This is a genomic window from Nostoc sp., from assembly GCF_036917675.1.
Classification (GTDB): domain Bacteria; phylum Cyanobacteriota; class Cyanobacteriia; order Cyanobacteriales; family Nostocaceae; genus Nostoc.
In genome coordinates this window covers 109,966-124,455 of the sequence record NZ_JBALCT010000067.1, presented here as the reverse complement: position 1 = coordinate 124,455, position 14,490 = coordinate 109,966, and the positions used below count along the sequence as shown (strand labels likewise).

Genomic DNA, 14,490 nt, shown 5'->3' with positions numbered 1-14,490 from the left:
TGGCTTATTATGTAACCGTTCATGGGGGGATTAAAAAAACGTTCGAGATGAAATCATACGAAAACAAGAATGTAAATAAGAGAAAAATTAATGTAACAAACTATACTAAATTATGGATAAAAAACCGTTAACTTAATAAAAGAGATAAATGTAATTCAGGCTACATAGAGATGCGCTTAGAGCACTTGCAAGCCTTTCTAGCGATCGCACAAACCGGCAGCTTTCAACAAGCAGCGCGAATATCTGGTGTTACCCAATCTACGATTAGTCGCCAAATCCAGGCATTGGAAGCACATTTGGGTGTAAAACTGTTTCACAGAACTAGTCATGCAAAATTGACACTGGGAGGTGAATCTTTACTACCCCGTGTCCGCAAAATTTGCCAAGAATGGCAGACAGCTACAGAAGAATTAGCTGATTTAATCGCCGGAAAGCAGCCAGAACTTTGCATTGCTGTGATTCACTCTCTATGTGGATCTTACTTACCACCAGTGTTGCAAAAGTTTTGTGATGATTATCCAGATGTGCAATTGCGGGTGACTTCATTGGGAAGTGATCGCGCCCTGAAAGTCCTCAAAGATGGATTGGTGGATTTAGCAATTGTGATGAATAATCGCTTTTTAACCACTGGCAGAGAAATGGTGGTAGAAGTACTTTATGATGAACCTATAGAAGTTCTAACCGCAGCCAATCATCCACTAGCCCAATATGAATGCGTCCCTTGGTCGGAGCTAATTCGTTATCCCCAAGTGGTTTTTAAAGATGGTTATGGGATGCAGCGTTTAATACAAGATAGATTTGAGCGAATGGAAGCTAAACTCCAGGCGGTTTTAGAGGTAAATACCCTAGACGCCTTCCGGGGGATCGTGCGTCAAGGACAACTGATAGCTTTGCTACCTCAATCAGCATTAGTGGAAGCTCGTCTTGACCCTACCCTGGCGATTCGCACCCTAGCCAGCAATAGTACTAGTGGTTTAGCAGATGGTTCCAGTTTAACTCGTCGGGTAGTGATGGTAACAACTCAAGACGGGCTGCAAATTCCCCCTATCAAGCACTTTTGGCAACTCGTGCGCGAAAATATCCCATTACAAATTGATCAGCAGCGATCGGCCTCTTAAGTCAGTAAACCAAAAAGTTTTTAAGAGAAGAGCGATCGCTATAAAGCGGGCGGGTACGCCATTGCTGCTAATGGTCTGTTTCTTTGAGACAGTTATTCATTGCCTAAAACAGAAGCTGATGCCCCATCATAGAAACGCTCAAAACCCTGATGATTCTGAAGAGTAGTTATTAAACATTGCCTAAAATGAGGCAATTTAGGCAATATCTAATTGCTTTATAACGGAAGAAAAGGGTTGTGGCTTATTCAGAAAGTACTGCCTAAGTTTTCTTTTTGGCAAAGTTTGTTAAGCGCGTAACTTTCTGCATAAATGCTACTAAAACCCCGACTACGACTGTGGAACCCACACAGAAACCGAACCAGCACTGCATCGAAAATCAGCCCAACCCTCATCATTCGTTGTGACGGGTTCACTAATATGTTCAGTGATGTCAATGTAAGTGCTGTTGGGTTGCCCAACTTCCATCCACTTAGTCCCCTCTCCCCCATTACTCAGAACAACCGCCATACCGCCAGGATGTTCTTCATCTCCTTTGCGTGTCCAGCCGATTGTATTAGCGTGATCGAAATAATCGTATTGGTCGCCATAGGCATAGGTTTGACGAGCGTGTAAAAATTTATCAATTATCCATTGATGACTATCGAGCCAAATCTCATACTCGTTGCCATCTGGGCCTTTATCCTTGTAATTAGCACCATAGTAATCCGCATAGAAGATACAGGGGTAACCCTCACTTCGCAGTAGGATCAACGCATAAGCCAACGGTTTAAACCAGCTTTCTACTACAGACTCCAACGACTGCAAGGGTTGAGAATCATGATTGTCAACTAAGGTGACAGCTAAAGCAGGTTGCTGTTGCACCAAGGTGTTATCAAATATCTGCCGCATGTCGTAGTCATTGCCTTGTGTGCTGGCAAGGCTAAAGTTATAGTGCAATGGCGCATCGAATAACATCACATTGCCACCGGTGATGTTAAGGAAATGGTGGAGCGCTTCAACTTCATAAGACCAATATTCACCGACGGCAAAGAGATCGCGACCTGCCTTTTGGCGACAGTGAATCAGCCATTCTGGGAAAAAGCCAGCTCTCACGTGTTTAACGGCATCAAAACGAAAGCCATCTATATTAGTGGTTTCTACAAACCACTCACCCCAGCGATTCAACTCCTCGCGAACTTCTGGACTCTCCATATCCAGATCGCATCCCATGAGATAATCGAAAGCGCCTTTTTCCAGGTCAACGTTGTCGTCAAAATGTTTATCTTTAAACAGATAAACTGCGTTCTCACCTTCGTTGTAAACGTTGTAATCAACTGCGTCAAAGTGCCACCAGTGCCATTCCATATCGGAGTATTTGCCTTGGCGACCTGGAAAGGTAAAGTGAGTCCAGACTTTAATCTTTTGCATCTCACCGATCGCCTGGTTGCGATCGTCTGGACTATAGGGCGTTGCTTCCACCTCTTCTTCTAGGTCTGCACCTAACTTGTGGTTGAGGACAACATCAGCATACACTCGAATACCAGCATCTTTTGCAGCCTTGACAGCAGCGATATACTCGTCTTTTGTGCCGTACTTTGTCCGAACCGAGCCTTTCTGGTCAAACTCACCTAGATCATACATATCGTAGACCCCGTAGCCGACATCGAAGCCACCCCCTGTTCCTTTGTAAGCTGGGGGTAACCAAACAGATGTAACACCTGCATCAGCTAACTCTTTGACTTTCTCTTTAAACTCATTCCAAAGATTGCCATCTGGAGGGATATACCAATGGAAGTACTGCATCATTACACCATTCAGTTGAGCCATCTGTATCCCTCTACTCAAATATTACGATGAATTGTTATTGCCGACACAAAAATTATACTTTAAGTTTTGTTTGATGTTTCTAAATAGAAGAAAAGTCCACTAAAAACTGCGATCAACTCATATTGTTTTCTTCTGTGGATGACAGCTCTTCAGCTAGGTTTTTCTGGAGTGCTTCTAATACCGCAATCGGGTCAGCAGCTTCCTGCATCAATTGAGCTTCTGAATCATGCCGATTTATCACATCAGGCAAATCGGTACGCAGTTCTTCTAATAGAGCAATAATCTTGGCAATTTTTTGCTCGGAAAGTAGGTTAAGCTGTAGCATCAGTTGCGCTCGCTGTTCGGCAAAGTTTTCTTGGCGAGTTTGTCGCACCAGCACTCCGGTTGAAATCACCAATGCAGCTGCGTCTAAGCCTTGATCTGACCAGCTAAACAAGGGCAGGTTGAATGGCAAAAAGCGATCAAAAAAACTGCTAAAAATCCAGATAGCTAGTATGAGTAGTAAACTATACAGAAATATCGATCGCCCAAAGAATGTAGCGATCGCTTCTAGTATCCGCTGGTGGGCGGGAATATCTCGAATTTCCTGGGTATGAAGTGAAGTAATCGCTTCAATATTTTTTGCAATCGGGTCTGGTAATGGAGCCGTGAGTACATGATTTCGAGAAGCTTTCTCTTTGAGTTTGTTAGCACCTGAACTTAAGTGTTTGTTGGCTGTGTCGTTTGTTTTTTGTGTCATGCAGCAACTCCTGAATCTAGATGTTAGTCGATTATTGCTTATCTTCTGATGCTGTCGGCAAATGGATCTCAAGAGGCTGAAAATCTGATTACACCGTGATTAACTTGTGGTGTACTACTTTGAGCATTTCATTTTTTGAACCCTTTCAGAGCAGTATAACAAGTAATTAGATAGTAAGTACTATATAGCACTTTAAACTAAGTAAATTCAATTAGTATAGGCGTAGCCCACCGCACATTGGTGTCAACTTAAGCCCAAGCGAATGGAGCGGCTACACAAACGAAGTCCGCGGAGGCGGACTAAGGAAACAAGGGGCAAAATCCCCTTGTCTGGAACCCAGATCGGTGGGTTTTGTTTGTCTAGACGGGGTTTATAACCGCCCATTTCACGTTAAGTTGACACCTATGCCCACCGGAGGCATCCCTCTTTGGGAAAACTTTTTGGTTTACTTTAAGTGTCATTAGTTATTTTCAGAGAGGACAATGGACAAATGAGCAATGTATTTAGGGAATTCCTGCAAAAAGTAGGTAGCGGAAACCACACAGCCGAGAATTTAACTCGCGCCCAAGCAGCCACCGCTACAAAAATGATGCTATTGGGTGAAGCTACACCAGCCCAAATCGGAGCGTTTCTGATTGCTCATCGAATCAAGCGTCCTACGGGGGAAGAGTTAGCGGGAATGTTGGATGCCTATGAGGAACTGGGGCCAAAACTGCAACCAATCGTCTCTGGGCGACCAGCGATCGCTCTTGGCATCCCCTATGATGGTAGAACACGCACAGCACCAATTAGCCCGGTAACAACTTTACTACTCGCCGCAGTTGGACAACCAGTGATAATGCACGGTGGCGATCGCCTACCAACTAAGTATGGATTACCCTTAATAGATATTTGGCAGGGTTTAGGAGTCGATTGGACTACCCTAGCACTAGCAAAAACCCAGCAGGTGTTTGAGCAAACCGGAATCGGCTTTATTTATCAACCTCAGCATTTTCCCTTAACTAAAAGTATTTGGGAGTACCGCGACCAACTCGGCAAACGTCCGCCCTTGGCCACAATGGAGCTAATCTGGTGTCCTTATGCTGGGGATGCTCACGTAATTGCTGGGTTTGTTCATCCGCCAACAGAAGGGATGTTTCAGATAGCTCTGGGGCTGCGGGGAGTAACAAAATTTACACTAGTCAAAGGATTAGAAGGTAGTTGCGACTTACCGCGCGATCGCACTGCGATTATCAGCTTATCTTCATCCGTAGCATCCCAACAGGTAGAACGATTGCACCTCGTACCGCGTGATTACGGCTTTACTACCAAGAACGTACCCCTTGGAACTACTGAAGAACTGGTGGCGAATATTCGGGAGGTTTTGGCAGGTAAACCAGGCGAACTAATGCAAACAGCCTTGTGGAATGGTGGATTTTACCTTTGGCGAAGTGGTATTTGTTCAGATATGTCAAAGGGTTTAGCTAAGGCAGAAGAATTATTAACCAATGGTGCAGTAGCAGCTAAACTCCAAGAACTCAGCCAGTTATTAGCAATTCAAAATTCAAAATTCAAAATTCAAAATTAAATTCGCTGTGTAAACAGTTCAGTACTTTCAGAGTGTCAACATAATTCGTAATTAATTACGAATTACGTTAATAACGACGCGAAAAGCGAGTCTGCGTACTCCTAGGTCGAAGCAAGCTAGCAAGAGCGTCTCGTAGAGAGCGTCATTACGAATTATTTAGTAGACTGCTCTAAAATAGATTTTTGTTGCAACCAATCCTGACCTACTTGGATACTGATATCTGAGCCAAGATTGCCAGTACTTTCTACACGCACTTCTCCAAATCCCAAAGTGTTGCGAATTGATTCGGCACTGTCACCATCTCCTTGTTGGGCGACAATGTGAGTTACATCTAGAGGTTCCCCCCATGCTTTGGCTACATAGATGTTGCTATATCCAGATTTTTCCAAGGCTCTAATTAATGGTCGGAGGTTAGAGCGATCGCCACCTGTACTATCTTGAATTGCTACACGCAAAGAGCGGGGGTCAGTTGTAGTCGCCAGGTGTTCCTGTTCTGACTCCAAACCAAAGTGTTGAGCCATCAGTTTCGCAATACCCTTTTTGTTGGGCAACCAATAGCTAGCATCAAACTCGCCTTTCTCGCTAAAGCGACCTGGCAGCATTAACATTTGCATATTAGAGCGATTTGTCCGCACCCCAAAACCCATTAGCGCCACTAACTCTTCAACCGTCAAATTGGTATCGATGTGGTCTTTGACTACATCCATAACTTTAGGTAATTGAGTCAGAGTAGTTGGGTTGAGTGTTTGATCCATCAAAGCACGCATGACCATTTGCTGCCGTTGAATCCGACCAATATCACCGAGTTCGTCATGGCGAAAACGCAGCAATTGCAGAGTCTGATCGCCGTTAAGATGCTGCTTACCCGCTTTCAAATTGATGTACAAATGCTGAGAATCATCTTGGTACTTCATATTTTTGGGGACGTAGACTGTAACGCCACCCAAAACATCGATCAGCTTGGCAACTCCCAGAACGTTAATTCGGACATAGCGATCAATTCCCGCCCCACCTAAGAGATTACTGACGGTTTTGGCAGTCAAAGCTGGACCACCGTCAACATTGGCAGCATTAATTTTTTTTACCCCATACCCCTCTATTTCTGTGCGGGTATCTCTGGGAATGGAGAGCATAGTTATTTTTTTGGTCTCCGGATCAAATTTGAGCAAGAGCATCACATCCGAAAGACCTTCAAAGGAGTTTAGCTGGGGCTGGTATTTGAGGTTTTTGGTTTCTGGGGGAGGGTTTTGGATATCCGGGGGAAGTACGCTCATCCCCAAAACTAAGAGATTCACCGGGCGAGTTAATTCTGAAAATCGCAGCACACCTCCAGAAATGCGATCGCCATCAAACACCGCCTCATCCTTTGGACTTAGCTGGGCTTGTTGCAAAGGCGTACTGGTTAAAGACACCGCCAAAAGCGCCCCTGCGGTTGCTGACACCATCGCAATACCACTCATACCTACCCAAAACCACAGCCAACGTCCCGATTTCGAGTTCTGGGAAATTTTCTTACTGGGCTTTGAGGCTTTTCCCGACTGGTTTTCTTCCGCCGAACTTCTTTGAATGGTCACAGACTTCCTCACACTTACTGACTAATCAAATTCGGTAAATTTGCAGACTAAAAAGATGCTGGCAAATCAACCCATAATAGCTAACTCTTAATTATCAGTGCTAACTTTTTTAATCTAGTGTCAACCACAACACTTATAGCAGCATTTATCTTTATTTTGGGGCAACCTGGAGATGTTTTACTGAAGTATGGCAATAATAAACTGGATTTGACTAGATATTATGGATAAATCAACTGTAATTTTGAGAAAATAAGTAAAAATACTGGCAAATTCTCACCCGAAAAAATTAAGATAAATATTTGCCTAGCACTCGTTCTGCTAAAGTACTAAACCCTGGTAAGCGCCCAGATTTGCCCTGCATCAGTCGCAAAATCAACCAGATACTCACTAAAAAGTAACCTGATGTGAAAAAGCTATTGAGGATAAATAGACGCAGCATCAAAAAATCTGAAGTTGCTGCTCCGGTAGCTAATAATAGATATGCCAACAGCCAAGTAAGCGCCAAAGTGATAGACAGACGACTAATAGCAAGTTGTTCCCGACTACCCTGGCCCCGATAGAGAGTCCACAAGGACGGAAAAAAGCCGATGATCGGAATCAAATATAAAAGCAACTGTGTTTTGGGGATTGGGAATTGGGGATTGGGCATTGGGGATTGGGCATTGGGGATTGGGAATTGGGCATTGGGGAAGAATTCTTATAACTCCTAACTCCTAACTCCCCATTCATCTTTCGATTCAAAATTATCCATTAGGGTTAGTCTAACTCCTAAACTAGAAGGATGAATGAGATTCATATAGTTAGAGATAATAAGCTGTAAGGAAAGATTTAATTTAGTTCTATCCCGCAATCATTTCAAAATGCAGACACGCAAGCTACTCGACTGGTGGCAAACATTCACACCAATAGCGCGAATCGGGGCGATCGCGCTATTCGCTCCGATGCTAGTTCTCAATGGTTGGGCACTTTCGGTATTTTTTGATTATTTCCATTCTCTCATAGTCATTTTAGTCGCAGCCTCAGTGCTAGCATTTCTGCTCAATTACCCCGTGAGCTGGATGGAGCATCATGGTGCTAGGCGAGAGCAAGTTGCTATCTTAGTATTTCTCTTGGCTTTATCGATTTTATTGGCGTTGGGTGTTACACTTTTTCCTCTGGCACTTACCCAAGCTCAACAACTGGTGGCTCGTTTGCCAGAGTTGATCGACTCTGGACGCTCTCAGTTAATGATCTTAAACGAAAAAGCTGAGACTTTTAGCTTACCAATCAACCTTGATGCTCTGGTAGTGCAAATCAACGATCGCGTCAAGGGACAATTGCAAGCGATCGCTGGACAAGTTTTAAATCTGGCTGTGATCACAGTCACTAGTCTGCTAGATATTCTGTTGACGATAGTTTTGACTTTCTATCTTTTACAGCATGGGGCTGAACTCTGGCAAAGTTTAGTGGAATGGCTACCTGCTAAATTTCGAGATCCTTTCTCCAAAACAGTCCGTCTCAGCTTCCAAAATTTCTTCATCACCCAACTGATTTTGTCTACCTGTATGGCCTCAGCCCTCATTCCGATCTTTTTGTGGCTGAAAGTACCATTTGGGCTGCTATTCGGTCTAACTATTGGACTGATGGCTCTCGTCCCGTTTGGTGGTTCTGTAGGCATCGCCCTGACTACACTATTGGTAGCGTTGCAAGATTTCTCAATGGGTGTGAGAGTGTTGATAGCAGCAGTAATTGTACAGCAAATTCTCGAAAACTTAATTGCCCCCCGAATTTTAGGCAGCTTTACTGGTTTAAATCCAGTTTGGATTTTAATATCAGTCTTGACAGGGGCAAGAATTGGCGGACTGTTGGGTGTAATTGTGGCAGTACCCACAGCTGTTGTGATTAAGACTGCTTTAAGCGCCCTGCGTCCTGGTAGCCAGACAAACGACAGCGCCACTGGGGAGATAACTGCACCCGTTGCTGCAAACGAGTCCCCAAAAACTGACGCTAAAAACACTCTGAGCATTTCTGAAGCGACATTACCCTAGAATTCAATTCAAAACACTCTACGGGAAGACACCTTTCGATCGTCTACCAAATTCAACATAAAAGAATTTGGTATTTTTTACTGCGGATCGAGGATTGAACCCATAAACAAAACCCTTCCCGTCTGATTATCTCTAATGGCACAGAAGAAGGGACGATCAACAATCATTCGGAATGGTTCTGGTTCTTCTCTCAAAGCTGTTGCTACTATTCCCACTGAAGTAACCGCAGCCGCTTCGGTGCCTTCTTCGTTTACTTCAACAAAAGTTTTATGCTTAACTTCGCTAATATTAAGATTAAGACTTTTAGTCATGCCGGAAAAATTGGCTTTGTCGCTGAAAGCTTCTGCCATCCCTAAAGTTTTCAAGGCATTATTGAGTGTAACCTCGTAATCTGTTTTGAAGCGGGGTAAACGAATAAACCCTTCTTGCTTACTGAACTGAGTCATCCATTTTTCCCAGTTCTCAACATTTAAGTTTTGATAGAAGGCTTTGAGGTTAGAGTTCTGTTTGGGCAGAAATATATAAAAACTGAATTTACCATCTTTGCCGTAAGGTAAACTAACTGCCTGAAATTGTTGGCTTTCATAGTATCTATAGTCACCGTCCTGTGACATCATCGGGTGTTGTTTTGGCTTACCAGGTGTGCTGTAAAAAGGGTATTGAGCAGTTTGACTTTTGTCAAACTCTTTACTCCATTTTCCTTTGAAATATATGGCATTGATCAGAAACAACACGTCGCTTGGTTCAATTTTTGCAATTATCTGCTCGATTTTGCCATTAGTATTCTCTTTTACCCAGTTGTTGATAATACTAGGCGCTGCGGCATCTTGAAAATTTAAATTGCTGACCTTAGCTTGATAGAAATCCTGCGTTCTCTGGAGGAAGTCTGGTCGAAAGCTAACATTTTTATTTGCCCAAAGTGAGTTAGCAATCTTCAGTTGTACATTTGGATCGGAATTATCTAAAAGCTGCTTTAATGCCGCCTTGTAAGAAGAGTTGATTTCTTGCAGATTTAGCCCCTGTAATTCCAGGGTTTTTGCGATCGCTAGTTGAGTCGTGCCGCTCGCGCCATTGTAGGTCATAGCTAGAGCGATCGCCACACTCGAAGGCGAGATAAAAACATTCTTCCCAGCCTGATCATTTTTCAGAACTTCTGAAAACAGTTTGAAGCCAAACTTATTGCTAGACTCAACGATTTTTGCATCAGTCTTGAGTGTTTTTTTTTGCAATGGAGTTTCTGGCTGAGGTAAACTAGATTGAGCCAGGGCGCTTTTATTACTATCGATTTGAGAACACCCTAATACACTCAATAGAACAACACTTGCAGCTGCCAGAGCATAACGTCTGCCCAGACTCACACCATAGCGTCTTTGCATGAAATTTTCTTTCGCATCACTAAATTTCTGCTTATTCATTCTGCTACCTCACTTGCCAAAGATTCCCGATCTGTGCTCATGGTTGAGGCAGATACTGTGTCAATGATTAACTATTGCACTTGCTCCAATAGAAAAATAGGACTGTTACAGAAACTGTAACAGCAAGTTGGTAGCTCAGAGGAAGTAAAAACAACTTGTGAGAGTTGCTAATTCCTAATTGAGGCGGCTACGCAGACGAGTTATGAAAAGTTTTGATTTCTAGGAGTTTTCCTAATAAACGTATTTTGACACTCTCAGCGTCTAAAGACGCTGAGATTCTTTAATCAATGAGCCGACTTGTTTAAGCAGGATTACTCCAACAAAAATAGAGGTCGATTCTTCTAAAGCGTTAATTCCGGGATGCCCTACCGTACTCGATTTTTGCATTTCATTTTTCACAAAATTTAGCTTTCCTAAACTGCAATACCGTTAGGTATGACTACGCACCCAACCAATTTAGTCAGGTTTTTACGTTGCTTAGTTATACTAAATTTTTTACACTCCTCATCATATCAGATATACCGCGACCAATCAAGGAGTTAGGTGACTAAAGTTACGCGAGTCGCTGATATCTCAGCCCTAAAGGGACTGAAGCTCTACGCTTACCGGGTATTTCTGTAAGCTACGCAATTGCAAAATAACCACGCCTGTTGGGTTTTTATAGATATAGCGTTTTTCAACAAACTAGCGTGCAGTTTCTAAACGCCTCTCTTGTTCTGCATAGGCGCTAGGCGATCGCTCAATTCAAAATGTACACAAAATAATGTATATCTGATTTGACATGTATTGCTAAAATCGCAATCGCAGCATCTCAAATCGGCTATGCACACACTTGACAACAAAACTCGCTCATCGGGCTACATCTTAGCGCTAGACTTAGGTACGACAGGCAACCGCGCGTTTGTGTTTAACGCACACGGCAAGATTGTTGGACAGGCATACAAAGAACTAACTCAGTATTATCCTCAGCCTGGATGGTTAGAGCATGACCCTCAACAAATCTGGCAAGATACCTGTTGGGTGATGCAAACCGCCATTAAGAATGCCCAAATTTCTCCATCAGCGATCGCCGCCTTGGGACTAACCGTGCAGCGTGAAACCTGCTTGATTTGGGACAAAACGACTGGTAAACCACTCCATAGAGCGATCGTCTGGCAAGATCGCCGCACTGCTCCCCTTTGTCACCAGTTACAACAGCAAGGCTACGCTCAATATATTTACGATCGCACCGGATTAATTATCGATGCCTACTTTTCTGCTACCAAGCTCAGGTGGCTATTAGATAATTTTACTGATATTGACCTGAACAATGTCTTGGCAGGAACAATTGATACCTGGGTGCTGTGGAACCTCACAGGTGGGAAAGTCCATGCTACTGACCACAGCAACGCCAGCCGGACAATGTTGATGAATCTCAATACCTGTGAGTGGGATGAGATTTTACTGGATCTGTTTCAAATTCCGGCTCAGATTTTGCCCCAGATTCAGCCGAGTTTAGGAGTATTTGGAGTCACTGATGCTACTTTGTTGGGCGCTGAAATTCCCATTACTGCCATCTTGGGAGATCAACAAGCTGCTCTATTCGGTCATGGCTGCGATCGCCCCGGTTTGATGAAATGTACTTACGGTACTGGTAGCTTTTTGGTAGCTCACACAGGTAATCAAATTGTGCGCTCCCCACATCAACTAATTTCGACAGTGGCATGGACTCAAGCGAATTCAAGGGGGACTTTAGATGTAGCCTATGCTCTTGAAGGCAGTATGTTTACCAGTGGTGCTTGTATTCAATGGTTGCGCGATCGCCTGAAGCTGATTAAAACTGCTGCTGAAACTGAAGCCATGGCCAATCAGGTAAAAGATAATGGCGGAGTCTATTTTGTGCCTGCATTTAGTGGATTGGGCGCTCCCTACTGGGATATGAGCGCTAGGGGAGCCTTTTTCGGCATTACCGCCAGTGTACAACCAGAGCATCTAGTTCGCGCCGTCTTGGAAGCGATCGCTTATCAAGTTCTGGAGGTGGTGCAAGCAATTAATGCATCTAACGCTACTCCAGTTGGGCGATTAACGGTAGATGGTGGGGCTTGCGAGAATAATTTTTTGATGCAGTTCCAGGCTGATGTGCTAGGTATTTCAGTTGAACGTCCGATAATGCGCGATACGACCGTTCAGGGTGCAGCATTTGCAGCAGGTTTGGCTGGAGGATTTTGGCAGAGCTATGAAGCACTGGTGCAGCAACGAGAAATTGAACGTGTGTTTGAGCCGAAGAACAATTTCCCCTTGTCCAACTTTGCGACTTGGCAAAAGGCAGTGAAACGCACTCTCGCTTGGGAGGAGTAGCCCTTCGCCAAAAACGAGCTGAAGGGTTTCCACTTTCAAATAGTCAGTAAGCGTTAATCAATTTTGGATTTTAGATTTTAGATTTTAGATTGAAAAGAACAATCAAGTCATTAGCTCTCTGTCATTTAATTTACGATGTTTGGATAATAGAATTATTCTCGCGTTTAAATTTGCTTTTTCTCAGACCTGTTTAAATTTTGGATTTTGAATCTTCAATCCCTACGGCTTGGTGCAGTCACTCATGGGGGAAACCCCCAAGAACGCGCTGCTTCACCAAAATCCAAAATTTAAAATTCGGTGACTATCTGAAAGTGGAAAAATCTACGTTCTACTATTTATTTTGCACATAGCTCGTCCTTGAGACTATGGTATAAATTTAAACACTGTACCTTGTCCAGAAGCGCCACCAGTAGAGGCGGTACCGTAAAATGCACCATTAGCAAGTTGAATTAACGTGGACTGCGGAGTTGCCCCATTCGTGCCATTAAAACTAAATAACAAAGTGATGGTTCCTCCAGCCAATCGATAGATGCCTCCTTTATTATTTGCACCACCTGTAGAGGTTGTACCATAGTAGTTACCGTCCTTTCCTTTTGTGAGTGCAGCTGTGGGGTTAGCTCCATTGCTGCCATTGAAACTGGCAACTAAAACCGGTGTACCGCCACCGAGCGGAACCTTGAATATAGCTCCTTTATTACTGGCTCCACCAACAGAAGTCGTGCCATAGATAAATCCACTAGATTCAATTAATCCAGCCTGGGGACTTTGCCCATTAGCACCACTAAAGCTATATGAAGTTATTAGTCCTGCGGGAGTTAACTTGAATGCCACACCTTTATTAGTTGCTCCACCTGCTGAGGCGGTACCATAGTAGTTTCCGTCACTAGCTAATTGCAACCTTGCCAATGGAGTTGCGCCATTAGTACCGTTGAAGTTAACTACGACAGTAGGGACACCACCAGTCAGAGGAATCTTAAATACAGTTCCTTTACTGTTGACCCCACCGGCAGAAGTTATCCCCCACAAGTTGCGATCGCTACCTGAAATCAATCTACCTGTTGGATTGGCTCCATTAGTGCCATTGAAATTCCAAAGATTTGTCAGGGTTGTAAAAGTTGTTTTTTTCAACTGAAACAACGTACCGAGGTTATTTGTACCGCCTGTAAAGGTTGCACCATATAGATTGCCATCACTTGCCTGGAATAATCTCGCAACTGGGTTAGTTCCATTGGCTCCAGTGAAGTTAACTAGTGTGGTCAGAGTACTCAAAGTAGAACCAGTTAATTTGAATGCTGTTCCTTTACTTTGCGAACCACCTGCGGAAGTGGTTCCATAAAGATTGCCATCGCTCCCTGCAAACACGCCTGCTTTTGGGGTCGCTCCATTAGTACCGTTGAAATTTACAACGGTCGTTAATGTTCCTGCAAATGCTTGTTGCAAGGGCAATACTAATGGAGACGCCAACACAGCCAGGGAAGTTAAAATTAATACTCTATTCTTGTTTTGACGTTGTTTGCACAGATTCATCTTGTTCACTTAACTCCTACAAAAATTTGCTCAGTCACGAACCCGAAATAAATCGAAGAGCCTATCCTTGGGGAGCATCTCAATGAGTGTAAAAAGCCTTGTAAAACCTCACCCCAACCCTCTCCGATGCTTTGGAGAGGGAGCAAGAATCTTGGTATATTTGCAAAACTAAGATGCTCCCCCTGCCCTTCTCCTGACAAAAACGCACTCGCCTTTGAACCACATCTGTCGTAGGGGCACAGCATTGCTGTACCCTTACTGTGTGGTCTATTTACCTGAAAATAGCTGTAAGCTAGTTTTTAGTGAGAACTCACCAGGAATTTTGGTATAGTCTTGCTCAGGAAGAATCCAGAAATCCTCTGGCTGCCTACACCGCAATG

The 14,490-nt window shown here is 43.7% G+C and carries 10 protein-coding genes; 4 read left to right on the top strand and 6 right to left on the bottom strand.

What is annotated here, in order from left to right:
* The first annotated feature begins 170 nt into the window (after positions 1-170).
* A complete protein-coding gene (locus tag V7K31_RS25995; RefSeq protein ID WP_335098114.1) occupies positions 171-1,118 on the top strand; it encodes a LysR family transcriptional regulator in 948 nt (315 codons plus the stop codon).
* Positions 1,119-1,445: 327 nt separating this feature from the next.
* On the opposite strand, the gene V7K31_RS25990 is transcribed toward V7K31_RS25995, so the two are convergent.
* Together V7K31_RS25990 and V7K31_RS25985 are read right to left on the bottom strand one after the other, a co-directional pair.
* Positions 1,446-2,924, bottom strand: coding sequence for an alpha-amylase (locus V7K31_RS25990; protein ID WP_335098112.1), 1,479 nt, complete (start codon positions 2,922-2,924; stop codon positions 1,446-1,448).
* Between the two features lie 112 nt (positions 2,925-3,036).
* Positions 3,037-3,663, bottom strand: a complete 627-nt coding sequence (locus V7K31_RS25985) for a DUF1003 domain-containing protein (protein WP_335098110.1) — start codon at positions 3,661-3,663, stop codon at positions 3,037-3,039.
* 490 nt (positions 3,664-4,153) lie between these two features.
* Here V7K31_RS25985 and V7K31_RS25980 point away from each other — a divergent pair, with 490 nt between their 5' ends.
* The gene (locus V7K31_RS25980; RefSeq protein ID WP_335098108.1) at positions 4,154-5,230 is read left to right on the top strand and encodes an anthranilate phosphoribosyltransferase family protein; all 1,077 of its coding nucleotides are present in this window, start codon (positions 4,154-4,156) and stop codon (positions 5,228-5,230) included.
* A gap of 152 nt (positions 5,231-5,382) precedes the next feature.
* On the opposite strand, the gene V7K31_RS25975 is transcribed toward V7K31_RS25980, so the two are convergent.
* Complete coding sequence (locus V7K31_RS25975) at positions 5,383-6,804, bottom strand: LCP family protein (protein ID WP_335098106.1); 1,422 nt, start codon at positions 6,802-6,804, stop codon at positions 5,383-5,385.
* Between the two features lie 286 nt (positions 6,805-7,090).
* Positions 7,091-7,453, bottom strand: coding sequence for a hypothetical protein (locus V7K31_RS25970; protein WP_335098104.1), 363 nt, complete (start codon positions 7,451-7,453; stop codon positions 7,091-7,093).
* Positions 7,454-7,664: 211 nt separating this feature from the next.
* On the opposite strand from V7K31_RS25970, the gene V7K31_RS25965 reads away from it, so the two are divergent.
* The gene (locus tag V7K31_RS25965; RefSeq protein WP_335098101.1) at positions 7,665-8,831 is read left to right on the top strand and encodes an AI-2E family transporter; all 1,167 of its coding nucleotides are present in this window, start codon (positions 7,665-7,667) and stop codon (positions 8,829-8,831) included.
* A 77-nt stretch (positions 8,832-8,908) separates the two neighbouring features.
* Here V7K31_RS25965 and V7K31_RS25960 read toward each other — a convergent pair whose 3' ends face one another.
* A complete protein-coding gene (locus tag V7K31_RS25960) occupies positions 8,909-10,246 on the bottom strand; it encodes a serpin family protein (RefSeq protein ID WP_335098098.1) in 1,338 nt (445 codons plus the stop codon).
* Between the two features lie 822 nt (positions 10,247-11,068).
* Between V7K31_RS25960 and glpK the strand changes: the two genes are divergently transcribed.
* Positions 11,069-12,583 carry a glycerol kinase GlpK gene (glpK, locus tag V7K31_RS25955; RefSeq protein ID WP_335098096.1) on the top strand — a complete coding sequence of 505 codons (1,515 nt, stop codon included), beginning with the start codon at positions 11,069-11,071 and terminating at the stop codon, positions 12,581-12,583.
* A 363-nt stretch (positions 12,584-12,946) separates the two neighbouring features.
* Here the strand turns inward: glpK and V7K31_RS25950 are convergent, their stop codons facing one another.
* Positions 12,947-14,110 carry a choice-of-anchor tandem repeat GloVer-containing protein gene (locus tag V7K31_RS25950; RefSeq protein WP_335098094.1) on the bottom strand — a complete coding sequence of 388 codons (1,164 nt, stop codon included), beginning with the start codon at positions 14,108-14,110 and terminating at the stop codon, positions 12,947-12,949.
* Positions 14,111-14,490 lie beyond the last annotated feature (380 nt).

Bases quoted from the DNA above. Each gene is read 5' to 3' on its own strand.
- V7K31_RS25995 (WP_335098114.1), top strand. From the start codon at position 171: ATGCGCTTAGAGCACTTGCAAGCCTTTCTAGCGATCGCACAAACCGGC.
- V7K31_RS25990 (WP_335098112.1), bottom strand. From the start codon at position 2,924: ATGGCTCAACTGAATGGTGTAATGATGCAGTACTTCCATTGGTATATC.
- V7K31_RS25985 (WP_335098110.1), bottom strand. From the start codon at position 3,663: ATGACACAAAAAACAAACGACACAGCCAACAAACACTTAAGTTCAGGT.
- V7K31_RS25980 (WP_335098108.1), top strand. From the start codon at position 4,154: ATGAGCAATGTATTTAGGGAATTCCTGCAAAAAGTAGGTAGCGGAAAC.
- V7K31_RS25970 (WP_335098104.1), bottom strand. From the start codon at position 7,453: ATGCCCAATCCCCAATTCCCAATCCCCAAAACACAGTTGCTTTTATAT.
- V7K31_RS25965 (WP_335098101.1), top strand. From the start codon at position 7,665: ATGCAGACACGCAAGCTACTCGACTGGTGGCAAACATTCACACCAATA.
- V7K31_RS25960 (WP_335098098.1), bottom strand. From the start codon at position 10,246: ATGAATAAGCAGAAATTTAGTGATGCGAAAGAAAATTTCATGCAAAGA.
- glpK (WP_335098096.1), top strand. From the start codon at position 11,069: ATGCACACACTTGACAACAAAACTCGCTCATCGGGCTACATCTTAGCG.
- V7K31_RS25950 (WP_335098094.1), bottom strand. From the start codon at position 14,110: ATGAATCTGTGCAAACAACGTCAAAACAAGAATAGAGTATTAATTTTA.